We start from the raw sequence: 23,132 nt of genomic DNA on the forward strand, positions 1-23,132 counted from the left end.
GCATCTTCGGCGGAATATTTGTGCTGGTGGGCATCATCCTGTTTACCGTCTGTATCTTCATCTATACCAGCGGTCACACATTCAAAGCAGAAGCTACACCTGTGCAGGCAGTTATCCTGGCCATGCGTGGGGCAAATCACGAATCGCTGGGCACACCGGTGGTGGAATACACAGTCGGCGGAAAGACCTATACTTCCACGCTCAATCTGTCTTCATCGTCCATGCATCCGGGCAAGCAGATTACTGTCTATTATCGCAATGGCAATCCCCAAGAGGTGCGTTATCTGGATGATAACAATTGGATAATCGGCCTATTGATGGCCATGGCGTTCGTGTTTGCCGGTATGGGACTGGCTTTTATTCTGGTAAGGCGGAAACACCGGCAGAAAATAGCCCGCCTGCTTGCTACCGGCGATACAGTGGAGGCGGAGATAACAGGCATCCGTGAAGATGACAACCAAAGCATGAACGGACGGCATCCCATCATCGTGAGTTGCCGTTATGTGGCATCCGACGGGCGTATATACCTGTTTCACAGCGGTTCTTTCTGGTATGAGAGTTACGAGATAGATCCCCAAAGGAAGGTGCGTGTCTATGTTGACCGCAATAATCCTTCCAATTATTATGTGGATGTTGACAGTGTGGTGGGATGAGAACGGGAAGACGTGTTTAAGGCAAATTATCCTTGGCAACCTGTATCAGCTCGCCCGCCTTCTTCATCAGCGTTTCTTCGGATACATCCGTTCCTTCCATAAAGACAACCAGCAGGTGGCCGCCCACCGAAGCAATGACGTTCAGCACACGCCGTCCTCCTACCTCTGCGCAGGCTAAGGTGTAATCGGTAGTAGGCCAACCTTTGTTCTCCAAACTCTGCTCCAGATAGTCCTGCGTTTCATAGATGTCAGGGTGCTCCCGGAACAGGTGGTCTTTGTAACGCATCAGCCTGCCCAGCAACGAAGCCATGTCAAGGGGCGTGGCCTGGTTGAGGGGCGTGTTGCGTGCCGATGCAAGCTTGAAGCCATGTATCCCGACGGAGGCATACAACTCTCCGAAACACCCTATGCCGCCGGCTATCCGTGCCATCGCATCCGTGGCGAGGGTGTCTTCATCGGACACCGCCTCTATGGCTTTGTAAAAGAACATCGTCTTGTTCACCCTCAAGGTATCCGGATTCATGCCCGACGCTTTCAGGCGGATTTCAGCGGCAGCTGTCGCGCAGGCACCTCTCAAGGTGAGCAGCGGCCAATATCCTCCGCCTTCTATCTGCATCGTGTCTTTCAATACCGGGGAAAGGATGCAAAGACCCGTGCGTGGCGCAAACCCTTTCAACAGCAATAGATGCCGATTCGGTGACACTGCATGTATATTCTCTGCCTGTTTTCCCGATTTATAAGGGAAGAGGTACACGCTTCGGCGTGTCGGTTGACGGGCAGCCTGTGCAGGTAACGAACAATGTGCCGGTGGAATACTCGAAGGAATGGAAAGACCATGTGCTTCAAAACGGAGTCAAGGCAACGTTTACTTTCCCGATCGACCGCAGCCGCGAGAAGCACACGCTGACTTTAAGTTGCGGAGACCACGACGTGATGATACAGCGCATTATCGCAGACTGGGGCGGACTGAAGCAAACGTATGTGGGGCCTGATATAAGAATCCTGAAATAGTCTTGCCATGAAAAGGATTGTCATAGCAAGTCTGTTTGGCTTGGGCATGCTGACTGCGGTTCATGCCCAGACTCCTCCCATAACGCCCGCATGGGCGTTCAGGCACATCGTATGGGAAGACATCCTGAACACGGAAACGGGAGCAAAGAAACTGGTCGACGGATATTTGTCAAGGGGCATTCCGGTGGAAGCTACCATCATCGACAGCCCCTGGTCGACTGCCTACAATGACTTCAACTGGGACAAAGCGCGGTATCCCGACCCTGAAGGGATGCTTTCCTACTTCAAGCGGAAGGATGTAAAGGTCATCCTGTGGCTGACCGGCGTGGTGAACCAGAAAGGAAAGGACACTCCGCTGCAGCAGTGCGAGGCTTACGACTATGTGCGCAGCAACAAACTGGGGATAAACGGCAGCGAACCGCACGAATGGTGGAAGGGATACGGCATTCACATCGACTTTACCAACCCGAAGGCCGTGGAATGGTGGCATACGCAGTTGGACAAAGTATTTGTTGACGGAGTATACGGATGGAAGGGATGGAAGGTCGATCAGGGCGAGTTTTGGTTCGGAGACTATCTCCAGACCAGCAAGGGAACGATGAGCAATGCCGAGTTTCGCCCGTATTATTACGATGCCATGTACGACTATACCACGGCCGGAATCCGGAAGGAATCATCATTGCGCGTCCTTATTCCCATCAGGGAGGCTATTCCGCCAGTCCGGACAAGATGAATCTGGGATGGTGCGGCGATTTCTCGGGAGACTGGAGCGGCCTGAAGCTGCAAATCGACAATATCTACCGGTCGGCTCTGCGCGGATATGCCTCGCCGGCCTGCGAAGTGGCGGGCTTCTTCATGCGGCGTGCCGGCAAGGAGGAATTTGTCCGCTATGCCCAGTTCGGCTGCATGACGGCCGCCATGATCAACGGCGGGGAAAACGGAGCGTTTACCAACCATCTGCCCTGGTTTCACGGACAGGATGTGGAGGATATCTACCGCTTTTGCGTGGTATTGCACGATGAACTGGTGCCTTATCTGTTCTCTACGGTTGTCGACGCGCATCTGCACGGAGGTTCGCTCCTGAAGAATGTTTCTTTTAGTGAGGAAAGCCACCAGGTGGGCGATTATATCTTTACGAAAGCCATTACTTCGGCCGGTTCCGGTCCGGTGGTCTTCCACCTTCCGTCTGAAGGAACCTGGATTGACTTCTGGACGGGCGACTCTTTTGCCCCAGACACCCGGATTTCGCGCCGGTATCCGTTGGACGAGTTCCCGCTGTTCATCCGGAAGGGGGCAATCATCCCGATGGATATCCGGTCGGGGGCAACAGGCATCGGCTGTGAAAAGCTGGAAGGCTGCCGCTCTTTCCTGATTTGTCCGAACGGCCTTTCCGCCCGCACGCTTCATCTGCCGCAGGGCGACGGTACGGAATATTACGATTGCACGGTCTCTTTTGATGAAGCTAAGGGTGAGCTCCGACTGAAATCAGACCGTTCATCCCGCTATGCCTTTATATTGCGGAATATGCCTGCCGTGTCCTCGGTAAAGGATGCGGCCGACTGGCAGTATGATGCGGAACGGAAAGAACTGCTGATTGTTGCGGAAGGCAAGGACATCAGCTTGCAGATTGACTGAAAACAGGAAAGAGTCTTGCTCTTGAGGGCATCCCAGAGCAAGACTCTTTTCTGTTTCCGTTCCGTCCGTCGGACATGAGAAAATTCTTGTTACGGTCAAAAATCTGTTCTGACCGCATCATCGCGCAGGCGGATGCTGTCCAAACCTGCTTAATCCAATTGTCCCAGAATTTCCACCTCGGCAAGCTTCGGCGTTACATATTTCCCGGTCTGGGGGAAGCTGAGGCGAAGATAGTGCATCTTCACCGTCTTTTCGGGTTTTATCTTGTCCGATCCGACCGGATTCTTGTTGCCTGTCTTGTCTGAGACCAGCATCCAATTCTTGTTGTCTTCTGACACTTCCACCTTATATTGGTATCGGTCTGTAGAAGCGAACCGTATGCTGACTTCACTCAGCATCAGGGAACGTTCCGTATCAAGCGTCCAATAGACATTTTGGTCAGAACTTTCGGGTTCCCACCACGTATCAAACTTGCCGTCGGCAGCATATCCTGTGGAGTGTCCGTCAGCAGCACTGCTCGCGAATGCGGGATTGTTCAGCCCGAAGCTCTGTATCTTCCCCTTTTTCTGCAAGGAGAAAGGAACATACGGACGGTCTGCCACCTTCGGAGTGACCCCTTCTTTGTAGGCCGGTGCTCCGGTAAAAGTCAGCTTGATGCGGGCAGGCTCCAGTCCCGGTGAGGTGGCTTCGATGACGGACTCGCCTGCATAATAGGAGCGGAAGGCTATCGCCGCCTTTCCGTCCATGATGCGGATGTCGCTTCCCGCCTCGAACAGGATGCTGCCGCCGGTAGGAAACTCTCCCGGACCCGATATCAGAGTAAGTTTTACATCCGGTGAATTGCTCAGTTCCCTGCCTTCCTCGTCGAGGACTGTCACGGTCAGATGAACATCGTCTGTACCGTCGGCCTTGATATCGGTATATCGCGATGCTTCCAGTCTCAGCTTGGCCGGGGTACCCGATACGCTCCATACCGGAGGGTTGACACCGGCATAAACGTTGCGGTACCAGTACCAGGAGCGCTTCGGGATGCGGAAATAGTCGATTATGCCCAGTTTGGCCATTCCTTCCCCAAAGAGGCTTCCGTGGTCGAACCCGCACCAGATGGCCTGTCCGCTCCGCCACTCCACGCCTTTCCATGCGTCATTCTTCTCCAGGTCTCCCCATCCCGGGATGTATTCGCCCGGGCGGTCGGCGTTTGTGCTCCCGTATTCCGTCACCATGCTCGGTATGGGAGGCTGCTGGAAATCGAGGATAGTGGCTCCGTCGCCGTTATATCCCACGATGTCGCCTATCAGATCAATCCGTTCTTCTCCTAACGGACGCTGTGCTCCGCCTATGCCGGCCGGTCGAGTCGGATCAAGCAGATGCGTATAGTCTACCATCCGCTTCAGCAGTTTCCTTACTCCGTCCATCGTTTCCGGTGTGGTGAAAAAAGGTTCGTTACACATGCTCCATGCAATGATGGAAGGATGGTTTCGGTGGATGCGTATCATCTCCTCCAATTGTTGCAGGACATTTTCTTCAAAAGCATCGCAGTCTTCCTGCCGGACGGGATAGGCGCTTGCCGTCCAATACCCGTCTTTCTTTTCTCCGGCCGTGGCCCAAAAGGGAGCTTCCGACCAGAAAAGCACGCCTTCTTCATCGCACGCCTTCGCGAATGCCGGGGAATGCGGATAATGCGAACCGCGAATCATGTCGAATCCCGCTTCCTTAACCAGAGCCACATCGCGGCGCGCGGCGGCGTCCGTTACGGCATCGCCCCATCCGGCCTGGTCTTGATGTACGTTTACTCCTTTAAAATACAGATGTTCCCCGTTCAGAAAGAAGCCGTGGTCTTTTGTCCACTCAAACCAGCGGAAGCCGAACGAAGTTTCATCCCGGTCTATCAGTTTGTCGCCTTTGAAAAGCAGACTCTCCAGCTTATACAATACCGGATGTGACGGATGCCACAGGCAGGGATTCTCAATCTTTTCCGTCGTCTGCCTTACGGTTTGAGCCGTATTGCACTTCATCTCTATCTCTTTCTCGGCCGATGCGATAATCCGGCCGTCGGGAGACAGCACATTGGATACCAGACGGAAGTTGTCAGTATCGTTTCCCGAATGCCTGACCTCGGTTGAAACGTTCACAATCCCATATCCGCCGTTGCTCGTGTCCAGTCCGGATGTCGTGACAAACGTTCCGTACCAGTCGATGTAGGTGGACGACTTCAATACCAACCGGACATTCCGGTATATTCCCCCACTGAATACATGTTCTCCGCCGCGCGGCGCAAGAGTCGGCTGCCATAAATTGTTTACCCGCACCGCAATCAGATTGTCTCCCACCTGCGCCGCCTCCGTTATGTCGACTGAAAATCCGGTATATCCCCCGCGATGGCGGTCGACGAACTTTCCGTTTACAAATATCTCCGCCTCCTGAAACACGCCGTCGAACTCCATAAAGATTTTTCCCGAGAGATTCTTTTCCGTAAAGGCGACATGCTTGCGATACCATCCGTATCCTGTGTAGAAATCTCTCGACATGAAGTACGGAATGCTGAAGGAATGGGGCAGTCCGATACGCTCCCAACCGCTGTCGTCATATCCCGTCTGCTCCGCTCCCCGGCAGTCTCCGCGCATATACTTCCATTCCCGGTTCAGATTGATGACTTTAGGCATATCCCGCGCTGCAAATACAAAGCAGCATCAGGCAGCTTATTATAAAAAAATGATGTTTCATATATCCTTTCCATTTAAAATCCAAACAAAGTTGGATAATTCATTATTAATTAACTTTAGTTTTATATCTTTGTATCAGGATGTTAAGAGGAAGTAGGCTCTGCTGAGGAGCAACCTGCCAGCAATAAACATCCTGACGGTACGCAGTAATGCTACTTGGGGAGGCGGTAAGACGCCTCTCTTTTTGTATTACTGATATCGTCTGATATGGCTAAGAAAACCTAATCATAATCCTATGGTAAAACAAACTTTCCACAGCAGACACCGCATAAGGGGCTGCAAGTTCCTTTATCAGTCAAACCATTAATGAGGGTTACAAACTTTTTTGAGCGGACTTCAAAGCCGCATAAATATGATAGTATTTCCCTCAAAAGAAAGCTGTTTTACCTTATAGGATTCTGTATCATTTGACAACACACGGTATATATTCCTTTTCATGTTTGAGTACATAGTATATTCTGTTTACAAGCCGTCTGGCTATCTTTACAATTGATTTCTGAGGATTCATACGTTTACGGTATTCCGTATAGGCTACGGTCATTGCAGGATCCTTGCGGATTGCAATCCATGCGGCTTCTATCAAAAGACACCGAAGCATGAAATGCCGGCGTACAGTTATATCTCCTGTGCCGTTACTTTCACCGCTCGAATGACACATTGGTACCAGACCGATGAAAGAAGCCAGATGGTCAGCATTCTTAAAACGCACTATATCATCAAGCTCAACCATCAGGGTGGCAGCTGTAGTAACGCCTATTCCGGGAACAGAAGTCAGAAGGCGTATCGGCTTCTCAAAAGGAGCTTTACGTGAAATCTCACGGATGGCACGTGTCTCCTGTAGAAGCATCTTACGAAGACGCACGAACTGTTCCAGGTGCAGTTCCAAAGTCTTCTTGCCATACTCAGTGGACAGTTCAAGAGCCTGTAACCAGGAAAGGAAGCGTTTGGACCAACAGCCAATGGAGCAGCGGGTAAACTCTTCCGGTATCTCTACGCCATGAAAACGAAGAAGAGACTTGATGCGGTTCTTCGCACGGATGCTGTCTTTTACTATCAGGTTTCTCATCCTTATCAAAGAACGAAGTTCCAGAGTTTCCACTCCGGGAACGTATATTCCAACCAATGAACCGGAACGTAATTCACGAGCCAGCTTGTTGCAGTCAACGGCATCTGTCTTACGAAGTTTTTCCTTACTCATAGTCGGTACATCGGCAGGATTGACTACTATGTTGGTTATGCCCAAATCTGTCTAATTAACCGGACGTATAATCACCCTCCTATACCCAGTCAGTGCAGGAGAACCATTGTCCGTCACTTCACAAATCACATGTATTTCCTTACCTGCCGCATCCCGTGGTATACCCAAGATTGCAACAGACCTGTCGGCCTGCATAATATCCATACGGCCTGTATAGGTACCGGCCTCCGGCAATATCCACCAATGATATGCCAATGAATCATTATCCGCATCAAAAGATTCAGATGCATCCAACCGTATTTTCCGACCCACTTTCGGAGAAACCATGACCGACTCCAAACCTCTTTCGCCATTTATGCAGACAGACGGATTATGATTTCCTTCTCCGTAAGCCGCCCAATCCATCCGGGCCGCAAAATCAGCAAAGATGGCCGGATAAAAATATTTCTCGTATTTCTCGGATACAGCTTTAACATCCGGAGCTGCATTGGTGTAACACTCCGTCAGGCTGTCAGGCGAAAGCGCCCAACGGAAATAGCCGCCCCAACCCACCTGATTGCCCACAGCAGGATTATTCAACCCATTGGGAAAGACATGCAGATAAGAAGGCGTATCCCCTTCTACTCCATATTTGTTTTTCGGATAGACCTTTCCTAAATGGCCATGTCCCTGTATATGGGTGGCATATTCATTCCAATTCATACTTCCAAGCGTGTTCTGCACAAGCCAGGCACTTTCATCCCAGAAGAAACGCAACTCCTTTCCGCAAGTCTTACGCAGCCATTGATGGGAACTGAACGCATAATCTACAGGAGGCCCCCCACATACGTCCTGATCTGTAATCGTATATACACACAGTTTATCCAGAAACTTATGCACCTCCGATTCGCTCCGTTCCTTTCTAACCCGCCACACAGCCTGTGCCAATGTGTTGGCACCACCCCATACAGTAATCCATAAAGGACGACTATCCTCTTCATCAACTAACTTGATTATCAAGTCACTTCCCGGAGAATCATTGCCTTCACCAATCCGTTCTATTCCCAGACCCCTGCTTCCCAACATCGTACGACTGCGCAAATAACCGGCACTGGGCCAATAGCCCAATTCCTGCTTACCATTCTCCTGACTTTCCGGTAAAAAGTCTTCCTGCTCCGACCGTTTCATCAGATTGGGTAAATCTTTTTCATAAGCGTCGATGACCGTCATCAAACTGTCCATCCAACTTTCGGGATAGGTACCGCCACAGATATTCCATCCGCCTGTAGCGACCAGTCCTTCTATCTCAAACATATCTGCATGAGCCAACAAGCGGACCATGGATTCCATGTCATCAGGCTCAACATCAGCCGGAGCAATATCTGTCAAGACGACAATACGAGGTTTCAACAAGGACTCTTCATTCCGTTTGCCTGTCTCCGCCGATACAGAAAGACCCAGGACCAGCAATCCGAAAAAGGTCCAGAATTTCCTTGCTCTTAAATTCATGACTATTTCTTTTTTTATTTTTATGAATCTTTATAATCGTTGAATCAGTCAATCACAATCTCCACATCAGCCGGCTGCAACCCGTCAGACATCGCCATTAAATGCACCATGCCCTTCTTTCCTTTATTCTGAACCACAACCAGACATTTTCCATAAAACGCCCGACGCTTAGTGTCCTTGAAACGCTCCATTGAAATCGGATTTCCGTTATCCACCCCGGCAATGAAAGCATCTCCTTTCACGTTGAAGTTTACCAAATTATCGGCATTCGGACATAAGTTTCCGTCCTTATCCAGAATCTCTACTGTTATGAAACTCAAGTCTTTTCCGTCTGCCGCCAATTGAGAACGGTCGGGAGTCAGACGAATCCGGGCCGGTTCGCCTGCTGTACGAAGTTCCTTCTCGCCTACAATCTTCCCGGCTTTTCGGGCTACAACCTTCACACTTCCCGGCTCAAACCTGACTCTCCACACAGTATGCAAACAGTCCGGAGTCTTTGACCTCACACCTTGCGACTTCCCGTTAACGAACAACTCCACTTCGTCCGCATTGTTATAATAACACCACATATCCACGTCCTGGCCTTCCTTCCAGTTCCAGTGCGGGAACAGATGAAGCACCTGCTTGTCCGACCATTCCGACTGATAAAGATAATAAGCGTCCTTCGGGAAGCCCGCCAAATCGACAACACCGAAATAGGAACTGCGTGCAGGCCATCCGAACGGAGTAGGCTCGCCTATATAGTCGAACCCTGTCCACAAATATTGTCCGCTGATAAAGTCATTGTCACGTATCAGCTTGATAGTTTCCTCGTGCGTATTCCCCCAAGGCGCATGACAATTGTCATAAGAAGAGCACGAATAGCTGGAATCAGTAAACGGCTTGTCCCATCTTTCCGGCCAAATATACACCTTGTCGCTCGGCATCCGGTAATACCCCCGGGTAGCCAACGCCGAATTACTCTCCGTAATGATGAAAGGCTTCCCAGGAAAATTTGCAGGTACGTCCGGGACATTCACATTATGATAGTTGTAACCTATAATGTCAAGCGCCTCCGACCGGAACAGATGGTTGAACGGATTCGGTTCATTGCATCCTGCCGTAACAGGGCGTGTCGGGTCGAGCTGTTTCACTATATCAGCCAATTTCTTTGTCAGCAACGAATTCACACTCATCTCCCCGTCCTTTGCCAACATATCCTTCGAATGCCCGAAGTTCAGTATCAGGTTCGCCTCCTCCAGACTCAGAGTGTCCGCATCAGCATGACTCCACTGCTCCAACACCTCATTTCCGATGCTCCACATGAAAATAGAAGGATGGTTGCGGTCACGCAGAATGAAATCGCGCAAGTCCCGCTCATGCCATTCGTTGAAATAACGGGAATAGTCGTGAGTTGTCTTTTTTTTGCGCCACATATCAAATGCCTCATCCATCACAATGAATCCCATACGGTCGCACAAGTCGAGCAACTCCGGAGCCGGAGGATTGTGGGAGCAGCGTATGCCATTGCATCCCATCTCTTTCAGAATCTCCAGCTGGCGTTCGATGGCACGAATATTCACCGCTGCGCCCAGGCAACCCAAGTCATGATGCATGCACACTCCGTTTATTTTCATCGGCTTTCCATTGAGGGAAAAGCCTTTCTCCACATCAAAGCTGAAAGTACGGATGCCCACCGGAGTCTCGTAACGGTCTACGCAGCGGTCTCCGTCAAACAGTTCCGTCACCAGTGTATAAAGATAAGGTTCCTCTATTCCCCAAAGCTGCGGACTTGCCACTTTCAGCTGTTGTACGGTTATTGTGTCCGTTCCTCCGCCGACCGTGCATAATGTATCGGCTTTGGCCACACACTTGTTTTCCGCATCGAACAATGACGAACAGACGGTAATCTGCGTACTTGCATCCGTTTCATTAAAGACGATTGTCTGTACGTTCACCACTGCTTCCGACTCATTAACCACAGGAGTGGTCACATAAGTTCCCCATTCGCCGACATGCACGGAAGCCGTCTTCACGAGCCATACATTCCGATAGATGCCACAACCGGAATACCATCTGGAATTGGGCTGTTCCGAATTGTCCACACGCACGGCCAGTACGTTCTTCTCTCCCCATTTCAGATGTGGGGTGAGGTCGTAGCCGAAAGTGATATAGCCGTAAGGACGATGCCCCAACAGGACCCCATTGAGATACACATCCGAATTCATATGGACACCATCAAATACAATCCGGATTTTCTTGTCCACATCGGACTTTTCAGGGACAAAAGTCTTTCTGTACCATCCGATACCTCCGGGAAGTGCACCGCCCCCCGTTCCGGACGGATTATCTTTACTGAAATCACCCTCTATGGCCCAATCATGGGGGAGATTCAACATCCTCCACTCCTCGTCCACAAAGTCTGCATCGGCAGCTTCTGGAGTGTCTCCCAATCGGAAACGCCAGCCTTCGGTAAAATCAATTCGTTCACGAGGAACATCGGGAGATGTGCCACATGCCATAAAAAACATGCAGCAGATTCCCGACACAAACAACACTAATCTATTAACCATATAAACAAATCCTATAATATTACAATTTCACAGTCTGTGCGCTTCCCGTATACTTTACTTCAATGCCTTTTGCATTAATATCAAAAGCCTGCGGCTTGTCCTCATTAACTACAACCACCGTAAACGTGCGCTCCTCCAACATGCCAGGGAACGAACCTTTGCGTTCGCCGATTGTCAAAGTACGGGTTTCATCGTCATATTCCATCGGAATCATCCCATACATTCCCTTTTCGTAGTTATAGTTCACGCCCTCATCTTCATAGAGTGTAAACTCGCCGTCCGCTCCCTGATATATATACAGCCTGATATGGTCGGCCGGCTTCTCGCCCGTATATTGAATGTCTTCGCCGAACGGCACGATAGAACCTGCACGCACATATAGCGGAACGCGCTCATAAGGTGCCTCCACCTCGGCTTTCACTCCGCCTTTCTGATATTTCCCTGTATAGAAGTCATACCAGCCTTCCGACTTCGGGAAGTACATCTCACGGCTGCGGTCTCCATAACGGTAAACAGGAGAAACCATGAAAGCAGGACCGAACATGAACTGGTCACCAATGTTGTTTACATTCGCGTCAGCTGTAAAATCCATCACCAGCGGACGCATGATGGTATAGTCCTTGAACCACGTCATGCCCGCCAACGAATAAATATACGGCATCATATTGTAGCGTAACTTTGTATAATAAACAATGGAATTGTAGGCGGGATGACCTTCGGGGGCAATCTCCCACGGCTCACGATACGGATATTGACCGTGTGCACGATACAGCGGACAGAACGCTCCGAACTGGAACCAGCGCGTATTCAGTTCGCGCCATTCTTTATAGTCGGCATTTTCCGTCCTCGTTTCGTTCCATTGTTTCTGGCCCTCCACATAACGGTTTTCCACACAGAAGCCACCGATGTCCATCGTCCAATAAGGAATGCCGCTCATTGCGAAATTCAGCCCGGCGGAAATCTGTGCCTTCATGTCTTCCCAACGGGTAGCGATGTCACCACTCCAGGTAGCCGTAGAATACCGTTGCAAACCGGCAAATCCTGAACGGGTCAGCAAAAAGACACGCCTGTTGTTGTCCACACCCCGTTGCCCGTTATAGATTGCGTCCGCATTCATCAGCGCGTAGGCATTGAAGAACTCCGTAGAGGAACCTAATGCCGTAGGTCCGCACAAGTCCTTACGGTACTGCATATCCGTGCAGTCACGCACATTCGGTTCACTGGCATCCATCCACCACGCATCGATGTCCAACGGATAATAATGTTCGTACATCTGTTTCCAGAACAGCTTGCGTGCCTCGGCACTGTATGCGTCATAGAAGCCGTATGTGTACCCTTTGCCAATCCAATCCTTCAGGCTGTCCTTCACGGACTGCGGATAAATCCAGCCGTTCCTGTCAAATTCCTTGTAATGCTCGGTCGTGGTATAGAACTTCGGCCATACGGACACCATTATGTGCCCGTGCATTGCATGAATGGAATCGACCATCGCTTTCGGATTCGGGAAATGTGCCTTGTCGAACTCATGGCTTCCCCATGCGTTTTCCGGCCAGTGGCTCCAGTCGAGCACAATATTGTCTATCGGAATTTTCCGGTCACGGAAACCTTTCAACGCACCCAACATTTCATCCTGCGACTTGTAACGCTCCCGGCTCTGCCAATAGCCCATCGCCCATTTAGGCATGATGGGAGACTTGCCTGTCAAGGTACGGTAACCGCTGATTACATCATCCATATCGTCACCGGCGACAAAATAATAGTCCAGCTGAGGAGTCATTTCACTCCACCACGACTGTTTGCCCTGCTCTTTCGGGTCAACCGGACTGAACACACGCAGCCCGGAATAAGAAACCGCTCCGTCCGGATTCCATTCCACCTTCAACGGCACACGCTTTCCGGCCTCCAGATTCACGGAGAACTTATAGCTGTTCGGATTCCATGCCGTGCGCCAGCGCTCCGGAACCACCAGTTTGTTGTCGATATACACTTTGGTATAGCCTGCATAATAGAGGATGAACTTGAATTCCCCGCTCTGCGAAGGTTCAATCTCCCCTTCATAAGTGACCTTTGAGCCATACAGAGGAAAGTCTTCCGGCAAATTCACCACATGATTCAGGTCGCCTCTGACCAGATGCTCAAAATAAAGCGAGTCCTCCCGGCGGACCAATGTCCCGGCACCCGATTCCGGAGCGGGGACATAAGTACCTGTTATCGCTCCCTCTTTTCCGTCCTTGTCATACAGCTTGAACACATCCCCCAACTGAGAATAATCGTTCGGATTCCCGAAACGACAAAACGAATAACTGTCAAGCAGCACGCCATAGTTTTTGTTTGAGACAATGAACGGAACGGAAACCTTCGTATTATACTGGAACAGCTCTTCGTTCTTTCCCTTATAATTGAATTCATCGGCCTGGTGCTGGCCTAATCCGTAGAACGCCTCGTCATCCGGCGACTCGAACACCTGACGGATTGTGTAACCTTTTGTTCCTTCCACTTCTATCGGCGTGAAGGTCTTGCCTCCTCCCTCGTTTTCCCGAAGAATCATATTCTCATTTTCATCGGTGAACCAGACTTCCCCTGTCGATGCAAGAACGGAAGCACGGACTTCATCCGTGGAAACCGTCACCGTATCTCCCTTCTGGATGACCGTAAAAGGAGTTCGTTCCTTCTGCGGAACGACAATCAGACTTTGCGAATCGGCAAACCTGTTTTCAGGTGTGGCCGATACATGGATGAGCTTGTCGCCCATCACCTGCAGACGGACCAGACGTGCACCTGCATCATCTTTCTTTGTCCGCACCTTCACTATCACTCCATTATCTGTCTGTTCGTAAACGCCGGAGCATGAACCAAGCAGCAAGCCGGCCAGCAGACAATAAGAAATGCCTTTCATATTCATATACCCAACTGATGTTTAAAGTTAAACGATAAGACTTCTTTTCTCTTTTACAAAAATAGAGGTTATCAATCAGATTTATGAATTCAAATGTTTTATACAAGGTTCCTATTTAACCCACGCCCATCCCATATGTTTCTACATAGGGTACCGTTTGTTATTTCCCCTCCTTTTCCTGATAGACAGAAGGCTGTACACCGAACTCGTCCTTGAAATAACGGCTGAAATATCTCGGACTGTTGAAGCCTACTTCATACGCCACCTCCGATACATGAAGCTGACTTTCACGCAGCAATTGGGCGGCACGTTTCAGACGAATCACACGGATGAACTCAATCGGTGTCTTTCCGGTAATCTGCAGCAGCTTTTTGTAAAGATGCACCCGGCTCATCCCGAGCTCGCGGCTCAGTTCCTCAACGGACAGGTCGCTTCTCGAAATATTGTCCTCGACATACTTGACTGCCTTTTCTATCAGTTTCTCGTCCAACGAGGTAATCACAATGTCACTGGGAGTCGGATCTATCGTCGCATGGGTAACCTGACGGTAACGGCTCAATTCAATCAGCTTGCGGATACGCAAAACCAATACAATCATGTTGAAAGGCTTAGTCACATAGTCATCCGCCCCCGTTTCAAGTCCCTTCACTTTCGACTCTACCGCCTGACGCGCCGTAAGCAGAATCACCGGAATATGGGATGTCCGCTTGTCCGACTTGATCAGCCGGCACAATTCATTGCCGTCCATTACCGGCATCATCACGTCACTGATTACCAGATCCGGCTGTTTTTCCTGTATCTTCTTCCATGCCTCTTCACCGTTCGAAGCTACCTCCACCCGGTACTGCAGTTCCAGACTGTGCTGCATGAACTGACGGAAATCCTCGCTGTCATCCACCACAAGCAAAAGCGGAAAGCTGTCCCTGTCAGTCTGTTCCACCATTTGTTCCGGAACACCATCCGCTTCCGGCCGGACAACGACCGGTTTCGGAAGTTCGGCAACAACATCCACATGTCGGACTGGAAGATGCACGACAAACACCGTCCCCGTACCGATATTGTCGAATACCTCCACCGTACCGTCATGCAAGCTGACAAAATCACGAACCAGGCTCAGGCCGATGCCGCTTCCCGTGGTCTCTTCCATACCCTTATGGTCGGTCTGATAGAAACGGTCAAAGATACGCTCCTTGTCCGCATCGGGAATGCCGATGCCCGTGTCCGAGACCTTTATTTCCAGCATCTCCGGTTCACTTTCTATATGTTCCAGCATAACGGTCACACGCCCTCCGTCGGGAGTATATTTGAAAGCGTTAGAAAGCAGGTTTATCACTACCTTGCCTATCTTGTCCGCATCAAAAGCCATCGGAAAATGTTCCATGCCGGAAAAGAAAGAGAACTGTATATGTTTCTTGTCCGCCATCAGAAGGAACGAATTGCATACCTCACGTATATACGGAACGACATCGTTCTCCGACAAGGAAAGCTGGTGTCCGCTCATCTCTCCCTTGCGGAAGTCAAGCAGCTGGTTGACCAACACCAGCAGACGCTGCGCGTTCCTGTACATCAGTACCAGCATAGACCTTCGCGATTCGTCCTTCTCCTTTGCCAGCAGCTCTTCCAACGGAGCGACAATCAAGGTCAGCGGAGTGCGGAGTTCGTGACTTATATTGGTAAAGAAACGGAACTTCATCTGATTGATTTCCTCGTTCTTCGCCGCTTCCTGCTCCACCTGACGGATATGGAACTGCTCCCGCTCCCGCCTCAACAGATGCCTACGGGCAAGCAACAATGCCAGCACAAAAATCAGGACATAACATATGTACGCCCACCATGACATCCAGAAAGGAGGATGCACAAAGATTTCCAGACGGGCTACCTCCGTGCCCTCATATCCGTCACTGTTTATCGCCTTTACGTTCAACACATATTTTCCGAATGCCAGATTCGTAAATGTCAGGCGGTTCATGCCGGGCGGCAGGGAAAGCCACTCGTCATTGAACCCGTCCAGCCTGTACATATAAGTGGTCTTCTCCGGCAAATTGAAATTGTCGGAGGCAAGTTCTATCGTAAAGATATTCTGTCCGTAATCCAACTCGAATTTCCGGAGGACGTTCAGGTCTTCAGGAAGCACCACATGACCTCCGTATTCCTTGCCCGCCTCTATTTCCTTATTGAACAGATACAGTGCGGAGAACATCACTTTCGGCAACACCTTGTTATAGTGTATTCCGTCCGGATCGAACACATTCAGCCCATAAAGGCCACCGGCCACGACCATGCCGTTATCCAAAGTCTTTATCGCCCTCAGATTGAAATCGCAGTTCTGAAGACCGTCCTTGTCATTGTATATATGCGATTCGAACGTATATTCCCCCTTGCTGTCCTTTGACACTTTCAGATGAATCATCCGCCTCGTCGATGAAATCCACATGTCATGGTTATGGTCTTCCGTCACTCCCGCCATGATTTCTCCCGGATTGCCGGTGATGTCCGTGAAATCCTTCACCGAATGACGTTTCTTGTCATACATTTTCAAACCTTCGCGCATGGCAATCCATACCAGTCCGCGGCTGTCGCAATACACCTGATTGACATCCTGCCTGCCCGACGTGTTTCCATCGGGAATCGTATGCTTCTCCAACGTGCTGGGGTCGACGAGCGCAACCTCCATGGGCATACCGACCGCCAAAGTATTGTCATCCGACACACTCAAAGAAGCCACAAACCCACTTATCCCCTCGTATGTCTCCAGCGTGTTGTCCTTCAGATTCCAATATTGGAGCCCTCTGTCCAGATAGCCTATCCAGAGCCGTCCGTCCGTTTCGGCCAGCGTCCAGACGCTGTTCCCCAGCAAACCGTCCTTTCCGGAAGTATAGCCGGTCAGTCCCGACCTTTTGTCCAGACAATAAAGCCCGCCGTTGAAAGTACCTATCCACAAACGTCCGTCCCCAGATTTCAGCAAAGCCACGACAGGAACGGAAAAGTCATACCGCTTCTCCGTCTCGCCCGTCCGGATGTTCCACAGAAGAAGCCCCTCATCGTTCGTCCCTAACCACAGACGTTCCTCATCGGCCTGCTCAATGCAGGTGATGTCCCCCAACTCGTGCATGTTGAACTTGAACATACTTTTCCCGTAGCAGGAGACACCTTTCTTGTAAGTTCCCACCCACATCAGCCCGTTGCGGTCGACATACAGACAATAAACCGTATTGTGCGACAGGCTTCGGGGAGCGCCCGCATCATTGACCACCCGGACGATTCCACCGGTACGCTTGTCGAACACGTCGATACCTCCATAGTCCTTGCCTACCCATATCCGGCCTTCCTCGTCCTGCGACACGGCATGAACGATGTCGTTCTGTCCTTTCCAATGTGCAGCCAAGTCTGTCCGCCATCTGTCCGCCACCGTATCATACACCCACAAACCCGAAGAGCTGTAAATCCAGACACAACCCTCCTTATCTACGAACAAGGAGAAAGCACCTAAACTTCTACCGTCCATTATGTCATCCTTCACCCACTTCTGCGTCATTTCAGACCGGTTGACGCAAACAAACTTTCCCGAATTATACAGCAGCAGGACACATCCGGCACACTCGCCGATAGCCGTCACTCCCGCATCGGGGAGTCCACAGACATACAAGGAAAGAAATTTCGTCTCCTCCCCTTCCCTGTAACGGTAAAAACCCTCCCCCGCCACAGATATCCACGTATACCCTGAGGAATCCACATAAACGCATTCAGGCATTCCTTTGCTCCCCAACTTCCCCATAAAGCCTTTCAAGTCGGGTTCAAACGTGTCTTTCGCCTTGTCGAACCGGGCATATCCGGTGCCTGTCTTCAGCCAGAAATAGTTGTCCGGCTCCTCCATTATCCCCCAGACGTAATTGTTGGGAAGCGAACAGGAATCACCGGACAGATGCCGGTAAATCTTGAAAGTATATCCGTCGAAACGGTTCAGTCCGGAATTCGTGCCGAACCACATGAAGCCGTCCCTGTCCTTGAATATGGAATAGACCGAATTGTTCGACAATCCGTCGGCCACCTCCAGATGTCTGAACATGAAAGGTTGGGCAGATAATGAAAGAAATGCTATCAGGAGAGCAAATAAGGCTACTGTTCTGTTCATCGTGTGTTTATCTTGATTTAAGGACAAAGAAAAGAAAAAATCCGCTTTTCCGCAAATGAACGTCCCTCATTTTTCACGCTTACCCGCAGTGAGGGCGTGTCGAATTTGTTTTTTGAACACAGAGGTACGTCTACCAGATATATAATGCGAATCGGTGCATCAACTCCCGATTCGCATTATTAATTGTTCATTGTTCATCCTTCATTCCCACAGGTGCCCTGTTCTCATAAACCCATTGCAGCGTATAGGACTTATCCTCCGTAAAGATACCCCGCTTCATCGCCTCGACCACCTCCCGACCATTGTTCAGCCACTCGCCCGTGACACGGTCAAACAAGCCTGACATCTCGGTTCCGCTTCCCGAACCGCCGTTGTCCCAATAGAAAGGAGCCATCCCGTAGTCCTTTGCGGCCTTGCATACATATTCCAGATAATACAGGCGGAACGCTTCTGCACGCGCGTCGCTACGGTGCACGCAGCCCATCTCCCCGATATATACCGGAATTCCCTTGTCGATAAAGGCGGACTTCATCTTGCCGAACTGGGCACGCACATTGTCCTCGTCGCCCCAGGAAGCCTTCTTTGCGGGGTCGCCCGTATGCCCCCACTCCGAACGGGTAGCGTTCAATGCGAAATCCACCGGATCATAGAAGTGGACGGCAAGCATCAGGCGGTTGTCGGCCTTATCCTCCGGAAGCACGAAGCTCTCCACCGCAATGTCAATATTGGTCACGTAGGCCGGAACGCCGAGATAACGGTCCGCATTGTTCCCGCCCGTGGCACGCACCGCATCCACGAACGCCTGGTTCCACTCGTTCATCACGGCATATTGCCTGCCGCTGTCCTTGCGGTTGTTCCCCCATCCCCAACCGCCGTCGTGAATCTCGTTCATCGCCTCGAACGCGAGAAAATTCCCCTTGTCCCTGAACCGGACGGCAATCTGCGTCCATATTGCCTTTAACTGGGCCTTGACCGTTTCGTTCACCTTTTCGTCTGCAGCGGCCCGCTTGATGTCGAGCCAGTCCCCGTCGTGGTGGACATTGACAAGGACGTTCAGCCCGGCACGCTCCGCATAGCCCACCACTTCCGCCACACGGTCCATGTAGGCAGGTTCGACGGCATAGTCCGGAGCACCGCCGAAATGTCCTTTCCACGTAACCGGAATGCGGACGGTAGTGAAGCCGGCGGACGCCAGCCCGTCGAACAGTTCCTGCGTCACGGAATCATTGCCCCAGGCGGTTTCTTCCGCCACTCCGTCACGGAACGCATCCAGCTGGTTCCCGAGGTTCCACCCCAGTCCCAGACTTGCCGCCACTTCGTAAGGGGTTTCGCCCGATATGCAGTTACTTACTTTCTTTCCACACCCCGTGAGAACCACCACGGCAAGGGCCGCCCATGCGACCGCCGTCCATCCCATTCCTGATAAATGCCTGTTCATAATGCCTTAAAGTTTTTAGGAAAGTAAAAATACGTCTCCTATGCCAAACACGAAACTTCATTTGTTTCTTCGGAAGGTATCAAATGTTTCCGGACACACATTGAAACATTCCGACAGGTATACCCAAGCCCTGACACTCTTTTTGTCATTCTGACACAATGTCAATTCCGGGCGGCGAGAATCGTCCGCATGGAAGCAAACCCGGAGGAATCCGGAAAAACGAAAAGAGAAGAAGCCGCAAGGAAAACAGACTGAAAGCATATTCGGGTTTTTAAAGAACAAATATAACGTCAATCGATTTTTCTATTTCCTTACAGATACTGACGGGCAAAAATTAGTTTCTTTATAACACTCTACAAAGCGATTCGGGAAAGGAGATTCCGGAGAAAAAAGCGGGCGCTCCGCCATGTTCCAAAGGCTTCCGGGAAACTTTTCCCAAAGTAACGGGACGTTTTATAGGAAATGTCCCGTCACTTTCCAGCAAACGACGGGACATTTTGCTCCTCGAATCGGGTCATTTTTGCGGAAATGTTCCGTGTCCCCACCCCTTCCAGAGAGCTTCTGAACGGGGTTACGCTTTATATTTATTAAGAAACGGCTTCTATTTCAGGGAAAATTCCATCGGGTCCGGTCAGAGAAAACCGGTGTTATGTGACATTTTGTTCTCTAATCTACAAAATTGAAGTTTTGTTATATCGTCGGACGAAATGTTACCAACAGGGTATTCATTTGTATCTGTGCCTGTTCAAGCAACATCCCGCATTCCTTTCTGAAACATTCCGCCTTATATATATGGTAAGGAAAGCCCTTGCCGTTCCAGTAAAAAACTTACCTTTGCAGAAACCGGGAGCCGGAATACCGACAGGGATGGCGTGCTCCCAATCCGCATTATTCATAAAAAGGCTATCACACCCATGAAAATCAACAAGAGACACATCATTGCATTGGCCCTGCTGTTTTCATCGCCCGCATTCTCCCTGCCCGCGGACTACGGAAGAAAAGAATCGCCCGACTTGACCTTATGGTACGACAAGCCCGCATCCCAATGGGAGGAAACTCTTCCGTTAGGCAACGGAAGATTAGGCATGATGCCCGACGGGGGAATAGAGAGGGAACATATCGTACTGAACGAAATCAGCATGTGGAGCGGTTCGGAAGCGGATTACAGAAATCCGAAAGCGTCCGAGAGCCTTCCCGCCATCAAGGAACTGCTGATGCAGGGCAAAAACAAGGAAGCCCAGGAACGGATGTTTTCTGACTTCGTGCCTGTACAGCCGGAAACCGGGAACACCTACGGCGCATTCCAGATGCTCGCAGACATGTATGTCGATTACGTTTATCCCGACACCGGCTCCGTCCGTTCCTATCGGCGGCAGCTGAACCTTGACGAAAGTGTCGCCTACACAACATTCACGAAAGGGCGTACAAACTATGTTCGCGGATATTTCGTTTCACGAGACAAGGATGTCATCGCCGTACACTTGAAAACCGACCGCCCCGCCTCCCTCCATTTCCGGCTGACACTGAGCCGTCCGGAAAGGGGAATTCTGCGGAAGCCTTGTGAAGGAAAGCTGGAGCTGACAGGAGAGCTGGACAGCGGAAATCCTCAAAGGCAAGGAGTGCGCTATGCAGCCGTGGCCGAAGTGAAACTATCCGGAGAAAAGAGCCGTCTGCGTCCACAGGAGAACGCACTTGAAGCTGTATCAGCCGATGAAGCGTGGATAATCGTCTCAGCCGCCACGTCTTTCCTTTCCGGAGAAGTCTACCAGACCAAGGCGGAACGCCTGCTTGCCGACGTAACCGGCAAGGAAGAATGCCTGAATACACTAAAACAGGAAACCGTCCAGAGCTATCGGCACTTGTTCGGACGGACAGGAGTCAGCCTGCCGGAAAATGCCGTGATATCCACACTTCCCACCGACAGAAGGCTGGAAGCATTCCAGAAGCAGGACGATCCTTCGTTCGCCGCACTTTATTACAACTACGGACGCTACCTGCTCATCAGCAGCACCCGTCCGGGAAGCCTTCCTCCCAACCTGCAAGGCCTGTGGGCGAACGAACCGGGAACACCATGGAACGGAGACTATCATGCCAATATCAACATTCAAATGAACCACTGGCCGGTAGAACCGGGAAACCTTTCCGAGCTTTACCAACCGCTTATCGACCTGACAAAACGACTGGTACCGAACGGAGAAGCAAGCGCGAAAGCATTCTATGGCGAAAATGCCAAAGGATGGGTGCTCCACATGATGACAAACGTATGGGAATACACAGCCCCCGGAGGACATCCCTCCTGGGGAGCGACCAATACCGGAGGCGCCTGGCTGTGCGCACACCTGTGGGAACATTATCTCTACACGGGCAACAAGCGATACCTGTCGGAAATCTATCCCATACTAAAGGGAGCGTCGGAATTCTTTCTCTCAACCATGATAAAGGAACCGAGGCACGGATGGCTGGTCACAGCACCGAGTTCTTCGCCCGAAAACACCTTCTATGTGGGAACAGACCGCACTCCTGTCAGCGTATGTATGGGACCGACAATGGACATCCAGCTGGTACGCGAACTGTACACCAACGTAATTGATGCCGCAGCCGTCCTGCACACCGACACAGCATATACCCGACAATTGAAAGAAGCCCTGAAACAGCTGCCTCCCCATCAAATCAGCAGAAAAGGATATCTGATGGAATGGCTGGAAGACTATGAAGAGACAGACATACATCATCGTCACGTCTCCCACCTATATGGCCTGCATCCGGGCAACCAGATTTCATTGGTCAAGACTCCGGAACTGGCGGAAGCCTGCAGACAGACTTTAAACAGACGTGGTGACGGAGGGACAGGATGGAGCCGGGCATGGAAAATCAACTTCTGGGCACGGCTGGGTGACGGAAACCGGGCTTACTCCCTGCTACGCAACCTGCTCCATCCGGCCTATACCCCAACAACCCCCTCACAGCACGGAAGCGGGACTTTCCCGAACCTGTTCTGTTCGCATCCGCCTTTCCAGATAGACGGAAACTGGGGAGGCACTTCGGGTATCAGCGAAATGCTGCTCCAAAGCCAAGACGGATTCATAAATCTGCTTCCGGCAATCCCTGATTCATGGACAGAAGGACGTTTCTACGGTTTCAAGGTACGCGGAGGAGCGACCGTTAGTCTGGAATGGAAGGACGGGAAACCTCAAAGGGTGGAAATCACCGGGGGATGGAATCCGGACATCACACTGAAAATGCCCGGGAAAGTACGCCGGGTTCTGGTGAACAGGAAAAAAGAAAAGCCGGACGATTACATGAAACTATCACTGAAAAAAGGCGAAAAGGCCGTCATCGTTTTCAAGTTCTAATCGTCAAAAATATCAGTATCTGTGTAACAGGCTTCTGCTACATTTGCATAAAA

Annotated in this window: 13 protein-coding genes; 5 read left to right on the top strand and 8 right to left on the bottom strand. The window is 50.8% G+C overall.

Translation table 11 applies throughout. From position 1 onward, the window contains the following. On the top strand, nt 1-653 hold a 653-nt coding region (locus B5F78_RS05995; RefSeq protein ID WP_087406279.1), incomplete at its 5' end, for a DUF3592 domain-containing protein. Between the two features lie 16 nt (nt 654-669). Here B5F78_RS05995 and B5F78_RS06000 read toward each other — a convergent pair. Continuing rightward, nucleotides 670-1,356: a hypothetical protein gene (locus tag B5F78_RS06000; RefSeq protein ID WP_140400055.1), complete on the bottom strand. Its 687-nt coding sequence runs from the start codon at nt 1,354-1,356 to the stop codon at nt 670-672. Here B5F78_RS06000 and B5F78_RS06005 point away from each other — a divergent pair. Genes B5F78_RS06005 through B5F78_RS17950 form a run of 3 tightly spaced genes read left to right on the top strand, consistent with a single transcriptional unit; the run spans nt 1,350 to nt 3,299 of the window. Next, nucleotides 1,350-1,664: a hypothetical protein gene (locus B5F78_RS06005; RefSeq protein ID WP_140400057.1), complete on the top strand. Its 315-nt coding sequence runs from the start codon at nt 1,350-1,352 to the stop codon at nt 1,662-1,664. The two genes, B5F78_RS06000 and B5F78_RS06005, sit on opposite strands and share 7 nt — an antisense overlap. Nucleotides 1,665-1,671: 7 nt before the next feature. Further along, nucleotides 1,672-2,397, top strand: a complete 726-nt coding sequence (locus tag B5F78_RS17945; protein ID WP_087406281.1) for a TIM-barrel domain-containing protein — start codon at nt 1,672-1,674, stop codon at nt 2,395-2,397. Then, nucleotides 2,394-3,299, top strand: coding sequence for a TIM-barrel domain-containing protein (locus B5F78_RS17950; protein ID WP_087406282.1), 906 nt, complete (start codon nt 2,394-2,396; stop codon nt 3,297-3,299). Before B5F78_RS17945 ends, B5F78_RS17950 begins: the two co-directional genes overlap by 4 nt. Before the next feature lie 149 nt (nt 3,300-3,448). On the opposite strand, the gene B5F78_RS06020 is transcribed toward B5F78_RS17950, so the two are convergent. The 7 genes from B5F78_RS06020 to B5F78_RS06050 form a co-directional block, all read right to left on the bottom strand. Continuing rightward, nucleotides 3,449-5,962, bottom strand: coding sequence for a glycoside hydrolase family 2 protein (locus B5F78_RS06020; protein WP_087406283.1), 2,514 nt, complete (start codon nt 5,960-5,962; stop codon nt 3,449-3,451). 463 nt (nt 5,963-6,425) lie between these two features. Next, on the bottom strand, nt 6,426-7,265 hold the full coding sequence (locus tag B5F78_RS06025; protein ID WP_241148257.1) for an IS110 family transposase: 840 nt from the start codon (nt 7,263-7,265) through the stop codon (nt 6,426-6,428). A gap of 6 nt (nt 7,266-7,271) precedes the next feature. After that, entirely contained in the window at nt 7,272-8,708 is a 1,437-nt protein-coding gene (locus B5F78_RS06030; RefSeq protein WP_087208884.1) for a DUF1593 domain-containing protein, read from the bottom strand. 44 nt (nt 8,709-8,752) lie between these two features. Further along, nucleotides 8,753-11,260 carry a glycoside hydrolase family 2 TIM barrel-domain containing protein gene (locus B5F78_RS06035; protein WP_087406284.1) on the bottom strand — a complete coding sequence of 836 codons (2,508 nt, stop codon included), beginning with the start codon at nt 11,258-11,260 and terminating at the stop codon, nt 8,753-8,755. Between the two features lie 19 nt (nt 11,261-11,279). Further along, entirely contained in the window at nt 11,280-14,162 is a 2,883-nt protein-coding gene (locus B5F78_RS06040) for a glycoside hydrolase family 31 protein (protein WP_087406285.1), read from the bottom strand. A gap of 154 nt (nt 14,163-14,316) precedes the next feature. Continuing rightward, a complete protein-coding gene (locus tag B5F78_RS06045; RefSeq protein ID WP_239473393.1) occupies nt 14,317-18,288 on the bottom strand; it encodes a hybrid sensor histidine kinase/response regulator transcription factor in 3,972 nt (1,323 codons plus the stop codon). A 187-nt stretch (nt 18,289-18,475) separates the two neighbouring features. Further along, nucleotides 18,476-19,726: a glycoside hydrolase family 5 protein gene (locus tag B5F78_RS06050; RefSeq protein WP_087208890.1), complete on the bottom strand. Its 1,251-nt coding sequence runs from the start codon at nt 19,724-19,726 to the stop codon at nt 18,476-18,478. A 914-nt stretch (nt 19,727-20,640) separates the two neighbouring features. Between B5F78_RS06050 and B5F78_RS06060 the strand changes: the two genes are divergently transcribed. After that, entirely contained in the window at nt 20,641-23,079 is a 2,439-nt protein-coding gene (locus B5F78_RS06060) for a glycoside hydrolase family 95 protein (RefSeq protein WP_087208894.1), read from the top strand. Nucleotides 23,080-23,132 lie beyond the last annotated feature (53 nt).

This window comes from Bacteroides sp. An279 (assembly GCF_002159615.1).
Classification (GTDB): domain Bacteria; phylum Bacteroidota; class Bacteroidia; order Bacteroidales; family Bacteroidaceae; genus Phocaeicola; species Phocaeicola intestinalis.

Coding starts and splice junctions, on each gene's coding strand:
- B5F78_RS17945 (WP_087406281.1), top strand. CDS start 1,672: ATGAAAAGGATTGTCATAGCAAGTCTGTTTGGCTTGGGCATGCTGACT.
- B5F78_RS17950 (WP_087406282.1), top strand. CDS start 2,394: ATGAATCTGGGATGGTGCGGCGATTTCTCGGGAGACTGGAGCGGCCTG.
- B5F78_RS06020 (WP_087406283.1), bottom strand. CDS start 5,962: ATGCCTAAAGTCATCAATCTGAACCGGGAATGGAAGTATATGCGCGGA.
- B5F78_RS06030 (WP_087208884.1), bottom strand. CDS start 8,708: ATGAATTTAAGAGCAAGGAAATTCTGGACCTTTTTCGGATTGCTGGTC.
- B5F78_RS06035 (WP_087406284.1), bottom strand. CDS start 11,260: ATGGTTAATAGATTAGTGTTGTTTGTGTCGGGAATCTGCTGCATGTTT.
- B5F78_RS06040 (WP_087406285.1), bottom strand. CDS start 14,162: ATGAATATGAAAGGCATTTCTTATTGTCTGCTGGCCGGCTTGCTGCTT.
- B5F78_RS06045 (WP_239473393.1), bottom strand. CDS start 18,288: ATGAACAGAACAGTAGCCTTATTTGCTCTCCTGATAGCATTTCTTTCA.
- B5F78_RS06050 (WP_087208890.1), bottom strand. CDS start 19,726: ATGAACAGGCATTTATCAGGAATGGGATGGACGGCGGTCGCATGGGCG.
- B5F78_RS06060 (WP_087208894.1), top strand. CDS start 20,641: ATGAAAATCAACAAGAGACACATCATTGCATTGGCCCTGCTGTTTTCA.